This window comes from Paenibacillus solani (genome assembly GCF_050475945.1).
Taxonomy (GTDB): domain Bacteria; phylum Bacillota; class Bacilli; order Paenibacillales; family Paenibacillaceae; genus Paenibacillus_AQ; species Paenibacillus_AQ solani_A.
In genome coordinates, this window is sequence record NZ_JBCMXJ010000005.1 from 503,189 (window position 1) to 521,801 (window position 18,613).

16 protein-coding genes are annotated in these 18,613 nt (G+C 43.6%); 4 read left to right on the forward strand and 12 right to left on the reverse strand.

Going from position 1 to position 18,613, the window contains the following annotated elements:
- Window positions 1-10: 10 nt before the first annotated feature.
- Together ABEQ74_RS04045 and ABEQ74_RS04050 are read right to left on the reverse strand one after the other, a co-directional pair.
- Entirely contained in the window at window positions 11-976 is a 966-nt protein-coding gene (locus tag ABEQ74_RS04045) for an AAA family ATPase (RefSeq protein WP_430120906.1), read from the reverse strand.
- Window positions 977-1,171: 195 nt separating this feature from the next.
- Window positions 1,172-1,558, reverse strand: a complete 387-nt coding sequence (locus tag ABEQ74_RS04050; RefSeq protein WP_430119728.1) for an antibiotic biosynthesis monooxygenase family protein — start codon at window positions 1,556-1,558, stop codon at window positions 1,172-1,174.
- Between the two features lie 177 nt (window positions 1,559-1,735).
- Between ABEQ74_RS04050 and ABEQ74_RS04055 the strand changes: the two genes are divergently transcribed.
- Window positions 1,736-2,038, forward strand: coding sequence for a hypothetical protein (locus tag ABEQ74_RS04055; protein WP_430119730.1), 303 nt, complete (start codon window positions 1,736-1,738; stop codon window positions 2,036-2,038).
- A gap of 65 nt (window positions 2,039-2,103) precedes the next feature.
- Here ABEQ74_RS04055 and ABEQ74_RS04060 read toward each other — a convergent pair whose 3' ends face one another.
- The 10 genes from ABEQ74_RS04060 to ABEQ74_RS04105 all read right to left on the reverse strand — a co-directional run bounded on the left by ABEQ74_RS04060 (window position 2,104) and on the right by ABEQ74_RS04105 (window position 15,063).
- The gene (locus tag ABEQ74_RS04060) at window positions 2,104-3,039 is read right to left on the reverse strand and encodes an NAD(P)/FAD-dependent oxidoreductase (RefSeq protein WP_430119732.1); all 936 of its coding nucleotides are present in this window, start codon (window positions 3,037-3,039) and stop codon (window positions 2,104-2,106) included.
- 167 nt (window positions 3,040-3,206) lie between these two features.
- Window positions 3,207-4,397 (reverse strand): chromate transporter, encoded by a 1,191-nt coding sequence (locus ABEQ74_RS04065; RefSeq protein ID WP_430120908.1) that lies wholly within the window; start codon window positions 4,395-4,397, stop codon window positions 3,207-3,209.
- A 311-nt stretch (window positions 4,398-4,708) separates the two neighbouring features.
- Window positions 4,709-5,938, reverse strand: coding sequence for a CynX/NimT family MFS transporter (locus ABEQ74_RS04070; RefSeq protein WP_430119734.1), 1,230 nt, complete (start codon window positions 5,936-5,938; stop codon window positions 4,709-4,711).
- Window positions 5,939-6,094: 156 nt separating this feature from the next.
- A complete protein-coding gene (locus ABEQ74_RS04075) occupies window positions 6,095-7,462 on the reverse strand; it encodes a transcriptional regulator (protein ID WP_430119736.1) in 1,368 nt (455 codons plus the stop codon).
- Between the two features lie 39 nt (window positions 7,463-7,501).
- Window positions 7,502-8,869, reverse strand: a complete 1,368-nt coding sequence (locus tag ABEQ74_RS04080; protein WP_430119738.1) for a transcriptional regulator — start codon at window positions 8,867-8,869, stop codon at window positions 7,502-7,504.
- Between the two features lie 27 nt (window positions 8,870-8,896).
- Entirely contained in the window at window positions 8,897-10,288 is a 1,392-nt protein-coding gene (locus tag ABEQ74_RS04085) for a helix-turn-helix domain-containing protein (RefSeq protein ID WP_430119740.1), read from the reverse strand.
- Window positions 10,289-10,594: 306 nt separating this feature from the next.
- Window positions 10,595-11,983: a helix-turn-helix domain-containing protein gene (locus tag ABEQ74_RS04090; protein WP_430119742.1), complete on the reverse strand. Its 1,389-nt coding sequence runs from the start codon at window positions 11,981-11,983 to the stop codon at window positions 10,595-10,597.
- Window positions 11,984-12,251: 268 nt separating this feature from the next.
- Window positions 12,252-13,046 carry an ABC transporter ATP-binding protein gene (locus ABEQ74_RS04095; RefSeq protein WP_430119744.1) on the reverse strand — a complete coding sequence of 265 codons (795 nt, stop codon included), beginning with the start codon at window positions 13,044-13,046 and terminating at the stop codon, window positions 12,252-12,254.
- The gene (locus ABEQ74_RS04100; protein ID WP_430119746.1) at window positions 13,046-13,966 is read right to left on the reverse strand and encodes an ABC transporter permease; all 921 of its coding nucleotides are present in this window, start codon (window positions 13,964-13,966) and stop codon (window positions 13,046-13,048) included. The genes ABEQ74_RS04095 and ABEQ74_RS04100 overlap by 1 nt, the downstream gene beginning before the upstream one ends.
- 59 nt (window positions 13,967-14,025) lie before the next feature.
- Complete coding sequence (locus tag ABEQ74_RS04105) at window positions 14,026-15,063, reverse strand: ABC transporter substrate-binding protein (RefSeq protein WP_430119748.1); 1,038 nt, start codon at window positions 15,061-15,063, stop codon at window positions 14,026-14,028.
- A 595-nt stretch (window positions 15,064-15,658) separates the two neighbouring features.
- Here ABEQ74_RS04105 and ABEQ74_RS04110 point away from each other — a divergent pair.
- The 3 genes from ABEQ74_RS04110 to ABEQ74_RS04120 all read left to right on the forward strand — a co-directional run bounded on the left by ABEQ74_RS04110 (window position 15,659) and on the right by ABEQ74_RS04120 (window position 18,590).
- Window positions 15,659-16,819, forward strand: a complete 1,161-nt coding sequence (locus ABEQ74_RS04110; RefSeq protein ID WP_430119750.1) for a YhgE/Pip domain-containing protein — start codon at window positions 15,659-15,661, stop codon at window positions 16,817-16,819.
- Window positions 16,820-16,920: 101 nt separating this feature from the next.
- On the forward strand, window positions 16,921-17,457 hold the full coding sequence (locus ABEQ74_RS04115) for a PadR family transcriptional regulator (protein ID WP_430119752.1): 537 nt from the start codon (window positions 16,921-16,923) through the stop codon (window positions 17,455-17,457).
- Between the two features lie 227 nt (window positions 17,458-17,684).
- Window positions 17,685-18,590, forward strand: coding sequence for a rhodanese-related sulfurtransferase (locus ABEQ74_RS04120; protein WP_430119754.1), 906 nt, complete (start codon window positions 17,685-17,687; stop codon window positions 18,588-18,590).
- The last annotated feature ends 23 nt before the right edge of the window (window positions 18,591-18,613 follow it).

An 18,613-nucleotide genomic window follows, 5' to 3' on the forward strand; every position in this document is an offset into this window, starting at 1 on the left:
ATTTCGCCCCCTACGACATGATGCCTTCTTCGGTCGGTACGGCAACCTGCTGCAGCAGCCGCTCAATGACCTCCTCGGATGCGGCAGCACCGCCACGGCTATGTAGCGTCCCCTTAAGCTTTATGCGATGTGCCCAAGCCGGCACAGCCAAATCCTTCACGTCATCAGGCGTTACAAACTCCCTGCCCTTCAGAACAGCCTGAACCTGCACGGCTTTCAGCAAAGCTTGGCAGCCCCTTGGACTCACGCCGGAAAGTACAGCTTCATCGCGTCTGGATTGCTCAGCTAACGCAACGATATAGGCAAGTATTTCGTCACTCACATGGACTTTGCTGACGATATGCCTGGCTTCTACGATGCTGTCAGACGTAGCGATTGCCGTAAGAGTTTCCAAAGGCTGAGCATCTTTGAATCTTTTCAGAATATTTACGCTTTCCTCTGAAGAAGGATATCCCATATTGAGTTTAAATAGAAAACGGTCCAGCTGTGCTTCTGGCAGCGGAAACGTTCCTTGCTGCTCAAGCGGGTTCTGTGTGGCAATGACAAGAAACGGTTCTTTCAGTTGATGGGTGACCCCGTCAATACTAATCTGGCGTTCCTCCATACACTCCAGCAGACTGGATTGTGTACGCGGGGTCGCTCTGTTAATCTCATCGGCCAGAAGTATGTTGGTAAACAGTGGTCCGGGACGGAATTCAAAAGCCCCGGACTGTTGATTATAGAAATAAATACCGCTCAAGTCTGACGGCAGTAAATCTGGTGTGAACTGTACTCTCTTAAACGTGCAATCAATGGATTTTGAAATGGACTTGGCCAGCAAAGTCTTGCCTGTCCCGGGCACATCCTCCAAGAGTACATGACCGGAAGTAACCATGGCGATAAACAGACGGTCAATCAGCTGTTCTTTACCGACCATTACTTTGGAAACGTTTGCTCGAATGTCGTCAGCAAGACGGCGAACACCATGATAATCTATAGTAATAGTAACCCACTCCTTATATATAGTTTTCGCTTCACAATAAAATTCGTCACGACACTCCAATATTCCTGTTCAATTGACCCAAAATCCGATCAAATATCCGTGCTTTCCCGCATATTGCTTGTGACACACCAAGAAGCTGTCCGCCAGACAGCTTCGAGTTACATGGATATATTTATGACTGAACATGGTTCAATCCTCAGACTTCGTCTCTTCCGGCTCTGTGAATGTCACACCTTTAGCGAGCAATATTTTCATCAGCACCTGATCTGCTTCGTCACGACGATCCACACGGATGTCGATATAATGCTTAATCTCAGGAGGACGAGCATAAAACGGATCGAGAGAGTCCGACCATTTCTTGTAATCCGGGTGCCCCCGGAAGCCGATTAAGCGGTCTTTAATGCCGCTCCAACGAGCGAGAAATATATACTCGTCCCGGTTCTCTACGCACTTGTGAAGCTCGTGGTCTATATAACCTTTTTTCGATAGCAGTACACTTGAGGCCTCGCGGAAGGCACTCTCAAACTCACTTGCCAGCCCAGGTTTGATATAAAGTATCGCTGATTCCAGTATCATATCGCTTCCCCCTCTTCGATATCCATCCCATCAACGTTCAGATCAGGGTAAACTTCATATAGACAGCATACAGGACTATTTCTTAGTACCCAAGATGCTGTGGTAAACTAATAGGTGCAGTCAAGTATATGCTGATATAATAAGAAGAATGAATATACGAATGAGGATGAGACAACTATGGCATTCGGCATCTCGAAGCAAGAATTGCAGCAATGGAAGTTGAAGGTGAAGCAAGGAGACATCGCTTTTTTGACTCATTACTGGTATGACAAACGGTTTCCACAGTTTAACACGGTGACCAAAGTAGGCTGCTCTGATATTCAGCGTCTACAGGATTGGTGCGTATCCAACGGCCTTAACCCGGACTATATTCATTACCGCCTGCCTTACCCGCATTTTGATCTGATCGGTCCCAAGCAAACCGAGTTACTGCATAAATACAAGCTTACAGACCATATCGCAAGATTCGGTCTAAAATAAAACAGAAGAACCGCCTGATCTCACGGTCATGAAGCATCGTTGCCGTGTCTGATCAGGCGGTTTATTTATTGATCCGTTCCGTTATTCATTTTCTTAAGAGCTTTATGAATCCAGATGGCTGCCACCGAGCCGTCCCCCATCGCCACCGTAGACAATTCGGAATGGACACCCAGATCACCTACGGCCCATAGTAACTCGACATTCGTCATTTTGGACCGGGGATCGGTTTTAACATGCCGGTTGTGCTCAAGCTCCGCCCCCAGCTGCTCAGCCAACTCAGAATATATCGTGTTTCCGCCAAAGGATATAAATCCCCGCTCTGCTGCCATTATACTGCCATCCTCCAGTACGACGGCCGATAGGATACCTTCTTCCTCACAGCGAATCTCGGACACCTTCTTCTCAACATAGGGAATCTCGAGCTTCACTAATTGAGACAGATATTCAGAAGATACAGACTTCCCTTCATGATTGATATAGATTAAATCCCTGGTTCGTTCCGATAACAAAACGGCCATGCTGGCTCCGGAATCCCCAGAACCTATAACAATGGTCTTTCGATCCTGGATTTCATATCCATCACAATCGGGGCACACAAAGATGGAAGTCCCGAGGGCAGACATGAGTCCGGGAAGCTTGGGAAAGCGGTCCATCAAGCCTGTTGCCAGCAGCAAGGTTCTCGATTTGTATTGCTTTCCGTCTGTACCGGTTAACACAAAATGCTGTGCTTGGTCTCGCTCTGCCATCCGGATATCATCATCTGCAAACGTTACGCCAACCGCTTCCGCTTGCTTACGTCCTAACTTCCTTAGCTCATCACCGGATACTCCGTCCGGCCAACCTAGTATGTTGCGGTAGTTCTTGCAGAGGGAAGAGCGTCCCCCGCCACGGTCAATGACCAGAATATCATGGACAGAATACCGGCCCAATTGTAATGCTGCTTGCAGACCGGCAATTCCTCCGCCAACGATAATGCAATCCTTCACTTCTTTGTCCATCATATATCCACTTTCACTCATTTCTATATAGTATTAAGGTTTGATACTCTAGGAGCCAGCAAAAACGGTAAGAAAACGTACACCCTAATACTTAACCAATCTGCAAGGATTTACTCCTGCACAACAAATAGACCTTGGATAGGATGCCAAGGTCTTAGCTAAATCACACTTTACAGAAACAACTGTCCGGCTAATGCTCCGATGAGAACCACAAGCCACGGGGGGCATTTCCAGAACATCAGCATTCCGAACAGCCCCGCCCCGATTACAAATTCTAACGGACTACGGATGGAGGATGTCCATATGGGGTGATATAATGCTGCCAGCAAAATCCCAACCACAGCAGCATTCATCCCTATCAACACGCCTTGTAGCTTGGGATTGCTGCGCAAGCTGTTCCAGAAGGGCATGGTCCCTGCGATCAATAGAAACCCTGGCAAAAATATGGCCAGTGTAGCTATGATTCCCCCGGGAACTCCTGAAATCAATACACCAAGGTAAGCGGCAAAAGTAAACAAGGGCCCAGGCACGGCCTGGGTCGCTCCATAACCAGTTAGGAAATCCTCTTTAGACATCCAGCCGTTGAGAAGGATCTCATTTTCCAAGAGCGGGAGAACGACATGTCCGCCTCCAAATACAAGCGATCCCGCACGGTAGAAGCTGTCAACAATCCCTATCCATTCAATATGAGTCATCCCATTAAGGATTGGGAGACCTATCAATAACAAAACAAACAGACCTAAACAACGAAGACCAGCTCTCCGACTCATTGGCATTCGGATCACAGAGGCGTTTTCTTTGTTTACCTGCTGCTTAAACAACCACACCCCCGCTATACCTGCAAGAGCAATTACGGCCACTTGAGTGATGGGACTCTGCCACAGAAGGACAATAGCCATCGCAATTAGCGCGATAGCTGCCCGCACGGGTCCAGAGGCCAGCTTGCCGGCCATGCCCAGTACCGCCTGTGCCACGATAGCCACAGCAACAATCTTGAGTCCTTGAATCCACCCTGCCGAACCAGGGTCAAATGTTTGCATCACGTAAGCGAACAGCATCAGCATGAGCACAGACGGTAAAGTAAAGCCGAGCCAGGCGAGCAGACCGCCCCACAGCCCTGCTCTCATAATCCCAACACCAATGCCCACTTGGCTGCTTGCAGGACCCGGCAAGAACTGAGCTAGTGCCACCAGATCCGCATAACTCTTCTCATCCAACCACTGTTTACGCCGTACATAAGTCTGATGAAAATATCCAAGATGAGCGACTGGCCCTCCAAACGAAGTAAGCCCCAGCTGCAGAGCTGTCCACCAGGTTTCGTTCAATGCACGCCACTTGCCAGTTGGCAGCGTATTCCCCATTTGGGTTTGTGCTTGATCTATCTCTGTTTGCGAATTCAATATCATCGCTCCCTGTAAGCTTGATAAATGAAAGAACATCATCCATTGTGTCTGCTACCATGTATAGCGCATGATCAAATTTCAGATTATATGAAGACTGTTGTCCAATCTACCGCTTTATGTAAACAGAGTGTAAAATTTTGCGCATTTGGATGTGGATCTAAGGGAAACAGGAGCTGTCCATAAAAAAACGAACCGTGGACTTGTGTGTCCATGGTTCGTTCCTAGGTTATTGCGCAAGAATAATATTTGTTGGTGATTACCAATCTAAGTTAACCTTTTTGCTTCTCATCGTTTGGTACTGAGATATAGCCTGGCTTCGCTGCCATAAAACCGGTAATGAACAATACAACGACAGCGCCTGACAACAACGTCAGCGGGATTCTCCATGCTCCCGTGGCATCATGCAAGTAACCGATAAGCAGCGGGCCGACAGCAGCCAATAAATACCCCAATGACTGCGCCATACCGGATAACGCAGCGGCTTCTTGAGCGGTTTTGGTACGCAAGGTGAAGAACATCAAACATAAACTGAAATTCGCACCACCCGAAATACCAACCAGCATCACCCATAAGAGGTTCAATGAGGACATTCCCGTTAACAAGCCGCCATAACCAATCAACATACATAATGCCGAAATGGTCACCAGCAGCCGCTGGTTAGGGTTCCGCCCCGCCAGCACAGGTATGATGAAGGAAAACGGCAGACTGACAAATTGAAGAATGGAGAGCATCCAGCCTGCAGCACTATAATCGATGCCCTGGCTCCGCAGAATCTCAGGCAGCCAGGAAATGTTCACATAGAACGTAAACGATTGAAGCCCCATAAACAAAGTAATATACCAAGCAAGTGGTGATTTAAACACACTTTGCTGTTTGGTCACAGCAGAGCTCACTTCAACGGTTCTTCCCGAACGACCACGCCGGATAATCCATACCGCGCTCGCCACCACAGATAACGATGCCCATAAGATAAGCGAGCCCTGCCATCCAAGCCCTGCTTGGGTAGCCAGCGGAATACTTAAACCGGACGCAATCGCTGCAAGCAGGTTCATCGAGGCAGAGTATGTGCCTGTCATTAATCCGATATGTCTCGGAAAATCTCGTTTGACCAGACTCGGGAGCAGCACATTACCTACCGCTATAGCCATGCCGAGGAATGCGGTACCTAGCAACAGTGTATATGGCGAGGATATCGAGCGAATGCCAATACCAACCGTCAAAACGACCATGCTCAGCAGCAGGGTTGTTTCCAGTCCCCACTTCTTGGCCATGGTCGGTGCCAGCGGTGATAATAAAGCGAATGCTAATAACGGCAGTGTGGTCAACATCCCGGCTAAAGTGCTCGAGATGCCCGTATCTTCACGAATGATCCCGATCAGCGGGCCCACCGAAGTAATCGCTGCTCTCAGATTAATGGCAATAAGAATGATACCTGCAAAGGTCAGCCATGTACGCCCTGCTGAATGTGAATCTTGAACTAAAGAATTTCTTGATGTCATGACATGGACTCCTTACTGTAAACCAATATGCAAAAACAGACTTATCCGAGTTTATCATAAAGCTGACTTTAAGGCTATAGCCTACGGACTGTCTACGCATCATATGTTACCCGTCCCAGATCGTTCGAAAACCTGGAAACTGCAGAGCATACCGCCCTATACAACAGGGCTCCAATCATACACGGATAATTTTTGAACGGCACGAATTAATTTTTCATACCGTTGTAGTATTTCCTCGGATGCTGATTGACGGAACTGCTCAAAAATCCCCATGCACCGCAGCATGCCATTATCACTTTTGATCCTTATCGAAAACTCCAGAGAGTCCAGAATATAGGATAAACCGCGATCATATTGTTTTGAATTCAAATAGTAAATTCCTAACTCAGCTAGAAGGCGTGTATATCGGCCCCTTGTCACATGCTCGCTAACTTTACCAAGCTGGTTTTTCTGTGATCTATACTGCAGGTGCTCCTTAAAGCGCTCCAAAATAGGATCGACACGGAGTTGGTAACGATTGGCTGCAATCATAATATTGCATATAGCCACGAAAATCTCATCTTCTTTTGATTCGATGTAGTCTACATACTTACTTAAAGCATCTGGCTTCCCTCTCAATAGGTCATACAGATATCGGTTAGCTTCTGCCCATTCCCTAAACTGCTCAATAATTATATTTTCATCTTCCGTAGGATTTTTAATAAAGTCTGGGTTTTCATATAACCCAACATAGTACAAAGCTTGTTCATAATCCCTATATTCAGCATAATGAGTTGACCTAGCTAAATAGGAGTAAAGTATATAGAATATGTGTGGATCCCTGCCTTGATATCCACTTTGTGGATTCTCATAACCTGCCTTAGCCTTTGTCCCCATCCTCACTGCTAAATAATCCACTTTATCCCACTGTGTTAGTGAGCCATAAATATTGATTAAATTTTGATATGCATCGAGTTGGTAGCTTTCATTCAACCTTTCAATGTATGGCTCGAATAATACCACGGCTTGCCAATTCGTCTCTTGATTATCGCTTAAGCTATGTATGAAAAGACGATAATGACAGAGGGCTAACCTCTCAGAGTGTTGGAACTTCTCACTCTCAGCCACACATTCATACAGAATTGCCGCAGCTTTGTATCTTTCCTCGTTATAGAAGGTTTCAGCTAAATCGAATAACATCGGTGCATAAGTCATATTCTCCATCGTCATCCGCGCAGCTATATGAAGACAATCCAGGTTATTTAATACAGCACATCGTTCAAGAAAAGCTCCTAAACGCCGCCAATCAGGGGTTGTATGAAATATACATTCGTAAATATATCGATCATAAAAATGCCCAGCTGTCAGACCCATGCTCTCAGTAATTCGATCAATTTGATTCACTGACATAGGTCGATTTCCATTCAGAATACTGCTTAACGATCCACTATTAATACTGGATAATCTCGCAAACTGATTAATCGTCATATTATTTTCTTCCATAAATTTTATGATCTCGTGGCGAATCGTTGCTGTCCTTTTCACATAACAACCCCCCAGAAAAAGCCCTTATTAGTATTGAACCTACACTTGAGGGCTCCAAGCATACACGGATAATTTTTGGACTTCACGAATTAATTTTTCGTACCGTTGCAGTATTCCCTCGGATGCTGAATGACGGAACTGCTCAAATATCCCCATACACCGCAGCATCCCATTATCGCTTTTAATTCTTATGGAATACTCAAGAGAGTCCAGGATATAGGATAATCCACGATCGTAATGTTTTGAGTTCAAATAGTATATTCCTAACTCTGATAAGAGGCGAGTGTATTGGCCCCTAGTCACATGCTCGCTGATCGTGCTGATTTGATTTTTCTGAGGTCTATAATGCAGATACTCTTTAAAGCGATCCAATATAGGATCAACATAAAGTTGATAACGATTAGCGGCAATCATAATGCTGCATATTGCCAAAAAAATCTCATCTTCTCTTGATGCGACATAGTCCACATATTTATTTAGAGCATCTAGCTGACCACTCATTAGGCCAAATAGATATCGATTAGCTTCTGCCCATTCCCTAAACTGTTCAATAATTTTGCATTCATTTTTCGTAGGTTTATTTATCCAGTCTGGTTTTTCATATAACCCTACATAGTACAAAGCTTGTTCATAATCCCTGCATTCATAATAATTAGCTGCTCTTATTAAATAGGAGTAAAGGACATAGAATATGCGTGGATGTCTGCCTTGATATCCACTGTTTGGATTCTCATATCCTGCCATAGCCTTAGATCCCATTATCACTGCTAAAGAAGCCGCTTTATCCCATTGTGTTAGTGAAACATAAATATTGATTAATTTTTGATATGCATCGAGTTGGTAGCTTTCATTCAACCTTTCAATGTAGGGCTCGAATAATACCACCGCTTGCCAATTGGTCTCTTGATTATCACTTAAGCTATGTATGAAAAGACGATAATGACAGAGGGCTAACCTTTCGGAATGTTGAAACTTCTCAGACTCAGCCACACATTCATACAATATTGCCGCAGCCTTATATTTTTCTTCGTTGTAAAAGGATTCAGCTAAATCGAATAGCATCGGGGCATACGTAATATTCTCCATCGTCATACGCGCGGCTGCTTGAAGACAATCCAGTTTATTTAATACAGCACATCGTTCAAGAAAGGCTCCTAAACGCCTCCAGTCGGGGGTTGTATGAAATATACATTCGTAAATGTAACGATCATAGAAATGCCCAGCTGTTAGTCCCATGCTCTCAGTAATTCGATCAATCTGATTCACCGACATGGGACGATTTCCATTCAGAATACTGCTTAACGATCCACTATTAATACTGGATAATCTCGCAAACTGATTAATCGTCATATCATGATCTTTCATAAATTGCATGATCTCTTGTCGAATCGTTGCTGTCGTTATCACATAACAACCCCCCAGACAAGCCAATAATTAGCGTTTCCCTTCTACTTGAGGGCTCCAAGCATACACGGATAATTTTTGAACTTCACGAATTAACTTTTCATACCTTTTTAGTATTTCCTCGGATGATGAATGACGGAATTGCTCAAATATCCCCATACATCGCAGCATCCCATTATCACTTTTGATTCTTATGGAATATTCGAGACTATCAAGTATATAAGATAAACCGCTGTCATACTGTTTTGAATTTAAATAGTATATTCCCAATTCTGATAAGAGGCGATTATAACGACTGATTGTAATGTGCTCGCTGATCTTACCCAGTTGGCTTTTCTGCTGTTTATAGGTTTGATACTTAGAAAACTGCTCCAAAATATGATCTATGTTGAAGTGATGACGATTCGCTGCCACCACTACATTACATAAGGCCACAAAGATTTCATCTTTTCTCGTTTTTATATAATTCACATATTCCTCAACAGCCTCTGAATATCCAGACATCATCCGATATAGGTACCTATTCGCGATTGCCCAATCTTTAAACTGAGAAATTATTATTTGTTCCTGGTCGGAAGGAGCGATTATCCAATCCGGATATTCGTATAATGATATAAATTCTAATTCTTCTTCAAAGTTTCCAGCTTCTCTACAGACATTAGCTTGAATTAGATAAGAATAAAGTATATAAAAAATCACCGTTTTTTCTTGGCCATCGTGCAAGATCGTAACCCTTTTATTATTCTTATAATGTAATCTAGCTATATGACCCAGTTTTCTAGCAAGGACTTTCACAGTATTCCACTGCAGGAGAGATAAATTTATATTAATTAGCCTTCTATAAGCTTCTAGTTGAGAAAATTCATCTAACTTATCAATATAAGGCTCAAAAGTTATTGCAAGCCTTAAATTTTTTTCTGCATCATCACCTAGCTCCATAATAAAGATGCGATAATGGCACAATCCAAGTCTTTCGGAATGCTGATACTTTTCACTCTCAGCCACACACTCATAAAGTATAGCGGCTGCCTTATATTTTTCCTCATTAAAAAAAACCTCAGCCATTTCAAACAGCAACGACGCATAATTAATATTCTCCATCACCATCCCTGCTGCTCTATGCAAACTCTTTAATTTATCCAGTTCCGCACATCGCTCAAGGAAAGATCCAAGCCTCCGCCAGTTCGGAATGGTATTAAAAATACATTCGTATATGTAAAGTTCATAGAAATATCCCTCTTCCAGTTGCATCCCTTCCGTGATGCGTTCTAACTGGTTCATGGAAATGGGGCGATTCCCATTTAGAATACTACTGAGTGTGCCGCTGTTAATACCCGTTACCCTTGCAAATTGATTAATCGTCATACGCTGATCCTGTAGAAATTTATTGATCTCTCCGCGAATCGTGGTTGTCGTTTCCAAACAACAACACCCCCAGGTTGAACCATATATTAGTAATTATATGCTATTATTTTGTATAACTGTGGTCAATAGGAAATACACTCTTTATAATAGAAATATCTTATAATTTTTTTAAATATTCACAAAAAAAAGATGACTTTAAGATACTGTATCTTAAAGTCATCTTTTTATTTTATTGAGCATCAAAGTCAGGAATATTCTTAAAGTTCTCCACCATCACCATGATGACTAAGGATTGTTATTGACGGAGGATTACTATTTTTATCCTTAGGTATTAATACAGGATTCGTAGTTATCCAAACAATATTACAAATAACTAACAGATAAGCCAATTTTCTTTTCATTTAATCTATACACCTCACTGACTAAATTATTGAATTTTTCTTCTGTTTCAGGTGTGGAAGCAGATCGGTATTGCTCAAACAATCCTATACACCGTAGCATACCTTTACTACTATTGATTATAACTGAATTAGATAAGCTTTCCAATAAATAATGTAAACCTCTATCTATGTCTCTTTTATTTAAATAATATATTCCCATTTCTGCTAACAGACGAGTAAACCTATCTAATGTTACTTGTTTATTAATCTTAACCATATGATTCTTCTGCTCTCTATAGACCAAATAATCCTTAAAACGATCAAGAATTTGATCCACATCTAGATCGTATCGATTTGCAACAATCATAATTTGACACAACGCAGGAAATATTTCATCTTCTCTTGTTGAAACATATTCTACATAATCACCAAGAACTTCAACTTGTCCGGCCATAAGTTGATATAAGTAACGATTCGCGATTCCCCACTCTTTAAACTGCGTAATAATTTTAAGCTCCTCTACACTTGGTTCGCTTACAAAATTAGGATCAGAATATAAAGACACATAGTGTAGAGCATCTTCATAGTCTCCATTTTCACAATAAAACTTTGCTTTGATAAGATATGAATAGAGAATATAGAAGACAAGTGAGTGCTTAGGATGATCTACCTCATAATTTAAGAAGTTCCTTTGCTTGTACTGAATCATGGATCTATTTCCCATTTTTTCTGCTAACTCATTCATTTTGTTCAAACGATGGAGAGATGAATTTACATTGATTAATTTCACAAGCGCTTCCAACTGATACATCTCATCCAACCGATCCACGAAAGGTTCGAAATAAACAGCTGCTTGTAAGTTAGCTTCCTGATCATCCGAAAGCTCAAGCGTAAATAACCGATACTGACACAGGGCCAAACGCTCCGAGTGCTGAAATCTTTCGCTTTCAGCCACGCTCTTATAGAGGAGTACAGCCGCCTCACGCTTTCCTTCTTTGAAAAAATGTTCAGCCGTATCGAATAACAAAGGCGCATAGGAAGTGTTATCCATGGTCAATCGGACACACTGGTCCAGACAATCCAGCTTCCCCAGCTCGGCGCAACGGTGAAGAAATGGCCCTAAGCGACGCCAATCCGGCGTAGCATGAAAAATACATTCATTTATGTATAAATCGTAAAAATAACCCTCTTCCAAACTCATGGCCTCTGTGATTCGATCTAATTGGTGCATGGAAATCGGCCGATTCCCATTGAGAATATTGCTCAGCGTGCCGCTGTTAACCTCAGAAATCTCGGCAAACCGATTAATTGTTAATTCGTTTTTATGTAAAAAGCCTTCAATTTGTTCTCGAATCGTGGCAGTCATCACCAAGCTAACACCACCTTAGTATATAAACCAAATATTAGTATATTTTTCTATATCCTATCATATTGATTAATATTCCAGCGGTCAATAGTTATTTCCGGCATCTATCCAAATAATAATTTAAAAAGAATGATATCTCATTTTACATACTTCTATATCTAACTATGAATCAAACAAAAAACGTTCCGTAATTCTCGGAACGCTTTTTGTGTTAAACTTCATCGACAGTCCTATTCCTCGCTAGAGGATAAAGAGACGTCATCTGGAACAAGAGTTATCCCAAAACCAGACGATCATCGGACAGCTTGTGACCGCTGATCTGCTCAAATTCCCCGAGCAGCTGCTCTACCGTCAACGATTTCTTGCGTTCTTCGTTGACATCCAGAATGATGCGTCCTTTATCCATCATAATGAGGCGGTTGCCAAGACGGATTGCCTGCTCCATATTGTGCGTGACCATGAGCGTTGTCAGCTTCATATCACGGACGATTTCTTCGGTGATGCGAGTGATCAAATCAGCACGTGCAGGATCCAAGGCAGCGGTATGCTCATCCAGCAAGAGGATTTGCGGCTGCGTAAAGGTAGCCATCAACAGGCTTAACGCTTGACGCTCTCCGCCTGAGAGCATCCCAACTTTCGCCCGCAAACGACTCTCAAGTCCAATGCCGAGCCTCTCTAAGTGCTTCCGAAAGGTAGCACGCTTGGCGGCTGTAACGCCAATACTGAAGCCCCGGGACTGGCCGCGGCGGTATGCCATTGCCAGATTCTCCTCAATGGTCATATGCGGTGCCGTACCCGCCATCGGGTCCTGGAATACCCGTCCGATCCAGCGGCTGCGTTTGAACTCAGGCAAATGTCCGATGGACGTACCATCAATGCGAACTTCTCCGGCATCCGGCTTCATTACGCCGGAAATAATATTCATCAGCGTGGATTTACCTGCTCCGTTACTACCAATAACCGTTACAAAATCCCCCGGCTTCAAATGAAGATTAACGTCCATTAGGGCGATCTTCTCATCCACCGTTCCCGGATTAAACAGCTTGGACACATGATTCATCTCCAGCATTAGAGCGCACCTCCCTTGGTCTTCCCTTGTGTAGCCAACAGCTCTGTGGAGCGCTTTCGTGCCTGTGAACGTTGTTTCATCGCCCGGTTGATGGTTGGAACGACCAGTGCGATGATGACGATAACTGCCGTGATTAATTTCAAATCTGAAGCTTCTAACCAAGGAATCTCATAGGCAGCAGCTACAACGATCCGGTAGATTACGGAACCGCAGATAACAGCCAGCGTCGTCCGGAAGACCGAACCCGTTCCGAGCACTGCTTCACCGATAATAACCGATGCCAGACCAATCACAATCATACCGATTCCTGAGCTAATGTCGGCAAAGCTGGATTGCTGGGCAACCACGGACCCGGATAAAGCTACCAGTCCATTGGAGATGCTGAGGCCCAGAATCGTTGTTGTGTCGGTATTGGCACCAAAGCTGCGAATCATCCGCTTGTTATCTCCGGTTGCTCGGAGTGCGAGACCAAGATCCGTGCGGAAGAATGCATCCAGCAGCAGCTTTCCGATAACTACGATCACGAGCATGATATAGATCGGATCAATCGAACCGAATATAATCTTTTCCTGACTGAGTGAAATATTAGGCTTGCCCATGATTCTCATATTAATGGACCACAGGGCGATCATCATAATAATACCGGACAGCAGGCCGTTAATTTTGCCTTTCGTATGAAGTAAACCTGTACATACTCCCGCAAGCATACCTCCGCCGAATGAAGCCAGCGTTGCAAGCCAAGGGTTCACTCCGCTCGTTATCAGAACGGCTGAAATCGCTGCGCCTGTTGTAAAACTTCCATCCACCGTTAGATCCGGGAAATCCAGAATCCGAAACGTTATATACACGCCAAGTGCCATCAACGCATACAATAGGCCCAGCTCAATCGGACCATCCAATTTCATTATGAAATCCAGCATGTCATGACCCTCCTTATAGAATTAAGCAAGGCGCGGGCAGTCATGTCCGCGCCTTACAGTTACTCGATGATGTTGTTGTCCGGGTCTTTGACTTCCTGTTTCATGGCGTCCGTTACTTCAATACCATAGTCAGCCGCAACCTTCGCATTCAATATCAAATCAAGCTTATCCGGCTTTGTAACCTCCATATCAGCCGGGTTCTTACCATCCTTCAGGATCTCTACCGCCATTTGACCAACCTGGTAGCCATGGTCATAGTATTTAAATCCGACGGTTGCAAATGCCCCCTTCTCCACTGTATCGCGGTCACTGGAGAAGAACGGAATTTTATTCTTTTGTGCTGTCTGGATAATGGTATCAACGCCGCTGACCACAACGTTATCCAACGTTATGTAATAGGCATCTACCTTTCCTACTAGTGATTCAGCTGCTTGTTTAATTTCGGAAGTATTGGTAACAGCAGCCTTAACCAGCTCAATGCCATGCTCAGCAAGCGCCTCTTCAGCTGTCTTAGCCATGACAACCGCATTTGCTTCCCCTTCATTAATTACAAGACCAACCTTCTTCACATTCGGAAATTGGGCACTGACAAAGTCCATCAACTGTTTGGCTGCTTCAGGATTCGTATCCGATGCTCCGGTCACATTGCCGCCCGGCTTCTGCAGGTCGCTTACAAGCTTCGCATCAAGCGGATCCGTAACAGCTGCAAACAAGACAGGCTTCTCTTTCACATTATCAGCAACAGCCTGTGCGGATGGTGTTGCAATCGCTATCACCAGATCCGATTTAGTATCCTTTAACTTCTGACCAATTGACAAGTTATTTGCCTGGTCGCCTTGAGCATTGTTGTAATCGATCTTCAGTGTTCCTTCATCCTCTGAGATACCGGCGTCTTTCAATGCTGCCAGTATGCCTTCCCGTGTTGCATCCAGGGATGGATGTTCTACGATCTGTGAAATAGCAATGCTATACGTTTTCTTCTCGGCATCGCCACCGCCAGCGGTCTTGGTCCCTTCGCCTCCCGGCTTGTCTCCACAACCGACTGCTGTCACGAGCAGTGCGGAGAGCGTCAGTGATAACCACATTTTTCTCTTCATCAATGTTACCCCTCTCTTTGTTCACCAAATTCATAACTCAATTTTCTACATAAAGCGACAACGCTTCCCCGCTTTCATAGACGAAAGCATTAAAGTCAAAAAATAGGTTGTTCCTATTGAACAACGGTCTATTATGAACATTTTATATGTACCCAATTGTATTCGTCAATCAAGATTTTATAGTGAAAGTGCTTCTTATAAAGAACTTCGCCTTTTTCACAGATGTCTTCACAAAAAACGACCCATATTATAGAAGATAAAGTTAATTATCCATTAAATAGATATTCTATAGTTGTCGTTTTTAGGCAAACCTGCCACGTTATACGTTTGACAGGACAAGGCGGAATGTACAAGACCAACGTCTGTCCATCCCACCTTTAAAAGCTGTGTTCGATCCCAAGAGCCATCTCGGCGGTCTTAACTCACCTGAATAACTGCTCTTTGTTAACATTTAACACAGGCAAGTGTTAAAAAAGTCATTGCAACATAGCTTGTGAAATTTGACACAGGTTATCTCGATGAGTATAATTTATCATTACTTACTCAAATTTGAGTACTTTAATATAAATATTATATGCAGAGGAGTACACAGGAAATGAAGAACTTTCTTACTTTATTGAAGAATGGATCTGTCATTGGCGGTATCGTCATGATCATTTTTTATCAGATCGCATTCATTGCTATTTTCATGTCTGGCTATTCCGCCATCCCAAGAAATATGGACCAGCTATCCATTGCCATTGTGAATGAGAATGCTAAAGCCGGAGAGCAAATTGCCAAGCAGCTTCAGGAACAACTGCCATTTAAGATGGTAACAAATCTTCCACTGGACCAGGCCAAAGAAGATTTGAATAACCGTGATATTCATATGGTTCTGCATATTCCGGCAGACTTTGGTGAAAAGCTATCTAAACAAGGTGAGCATCCCCAATTGGATTTTATGATTAACCAATCCAATCCGGCGATGGTAACCAGCACAATGGACCAGATTTCTACGCAAATTACAAATAGCCTGAATCAGCAGTTTGCTGTTCAGGGTGCTGAAGGAATTATGCTGAAGCTGAATATGCCCGCAGATCAAGCCAAGGCACTTGCAGCTGATATTCCTACCAAAGTAACGCCAAATGTCGTTTATTCTAACCCGGTACCTGCAGGAATGCATAATCAGATGGCACCCTTCTTCCTGACGATGGTTTCCTATGTAGGTGCCATGATTTTCTCCATGATGATTGTGGGAGGAATGAATACGGTCAAAGGAAAAATGGGACTATGGCCCGCTTTTTGGTCCGCACAAGGTGTGAATGCTGTTGTCTCATTGCTAGGACCGCTCATCGGGCTGACGATTTATTTCCTGGTGCAAGGTGGTTATGGAGCCGAGACCTTCGTGAAGATGTGGCTGCTCCATTCTCTGGAACTGTTTGCAGCTATTGAGTTCATGTCGATCTTTAGTATTCTGTTAAAAGATAAAGCGATCTTTGCTAATCTCACTTTAATGCTCATTCAGACCATTTCGAGTGGTGCCGTGCTTACTTACGGTATGATGGACGGATTCTTTAAGTTCTTTAGTCATATTTCTATTATGTTTTATACCGTTCAAACCGAGTTCAGCATCCTCTTTGGTGGTGGCAAAATCGGCGAACATCTCACAGGACTGATTATTATGGCCGTTGTGTCTACCGTTCTTGTCGCATTATCCTTTAAATTTATGTCTCCTGAGGCAGATAAACAAAAATCAGCAATTTCTGCTGCATCTTAAAGCATTTTAAGATAAAATATACGTATGTTCTAAAGAGCCTGCTGCTTCCTCCTGGGAAGTAGCTGGCTCTTCGTATGTTCGAAAAAGGGAGGTCTTTGCCGATGTCGCTTCGCGTATTTATTTTGGGGAATCTGTGCGAGGGAAACCATCATCCTTACGATATCAAAAAAATGCTGAAAAGCGATAACCTGGAGGATGTCCAAAAATTAAATGACGGACGTTTATATTACAACTTTGAAGTGCTGCTGAAACAAGGATATATCGAGAAGATTGAGGTCACTCGGGAAGAGAATCGACCTGAGAAAACAACCTATGGTATAACGGATGCGGGACGAAAAGTACTTGAGGAGGAAATTTACGCCGCCTTTAAGAACTTTAAAGATGTAAAGTCCCTTTATTCTTCGACCGTATTTCTGAAGCATGCTGATCCAGTCAAGCTGGCTTTTCTGATTGAGGAGGCTATCCAAAAACTTCAAGCGGCAAAGAAGAGAATTGTCGAGGATTGGAATTTGCTAAAGCACAGAACGCCTATTAACGTTCATTTAATTCAGGAGCATTCCTTAAGCTATATGGAGCTTGAAATCTCTTGGCTAAAAAAGCTGCTGGCATACGTACGGGGAGAGCTGACCGAACTATAAACCCACATTACAAAAGAACCAGGCTACATACCAATCCTTCGAATCTTGTGATAACGAGACACGAAGGATTGTTTATTCCCTATTCAATCTTCAATACGAGCTACTGCGAGATTCTCAATTGATGGCAAACTTTCTATACATTTAAGTTGACTATGTGGATTGAATTCAATACAATTCTATAAGGTATGGAAGTGGCTGAATATAAGAAAAGAACAGGTGATGAAATCATGTCAGAACAACAGAAGTATCAGATTCTTCTCTATTATAAATTTGTTCAAATTCCGGACCCCGAAATGTTCAAGAACGAACATCTTCAATACTGTAAAGACCTGGGTCTCAAAGGACGCATCCTTGTTGCCTCTGAAGGTATTAATGGTACGGTATCCGGTACGATTGAACAAACTGAACAATATATGCGGGATATGCACGCGAACCCGCTGTTCGCGGATATGGTCTTTAAGATTGATCCATCCGAAGGACATGCATTCAAAAAAATGTTCGTCCGTCACCGCGAAGAGCTCGTTACTTTCCGTGTGGAAGATGAACTCGATCCCAACGTGATCAGCGGAACCCGCTTATCCCCTCAGGAATTTTATGAAACCTTGCAGCGTGACGATGTGATCGTGATCGATGGCCGAAACGATTATGAATACGATATCGGACATTTCCGCAATGCGATACGCCCAGAAGTACAATCCTTCCGGGAGTTTCCGGAATGGATTCGCGAGAATCTGAGTGAGCACAAGGACAAAACGATCCTGACTTACTGCACAGGGGGCATTCGCTGTGAGAAACTGACCGGCTTTATGCTCAAGGAAGGTTTCAATGACGTTGCCCAGCTTGAAGGCGGGATTGTCACCTACGGAAAAGATCCTGAAGTGCAAGGACGTCTGTTCGATGGAAAATGTTATGTATTTGATGAGCGTATTTCCGTGCCAATCAATCAGACAGACGAGGATGTTATCGTGGGCAAATGCCACCACTGCGGCAAGCCGGAAGACCGGTATATCAACTGCGATAACGACGCTTGCCACCTGCAGCATGTATGCTGTGAAGAGTGTGAGGAGCTTCACAATAGCTGCTGCTCCGCGGAGTGCGAAGAGATTGTCTCTGCAAGCCACAACGCTTCTTAAGAACTGCACCTATTTCGTCTTGA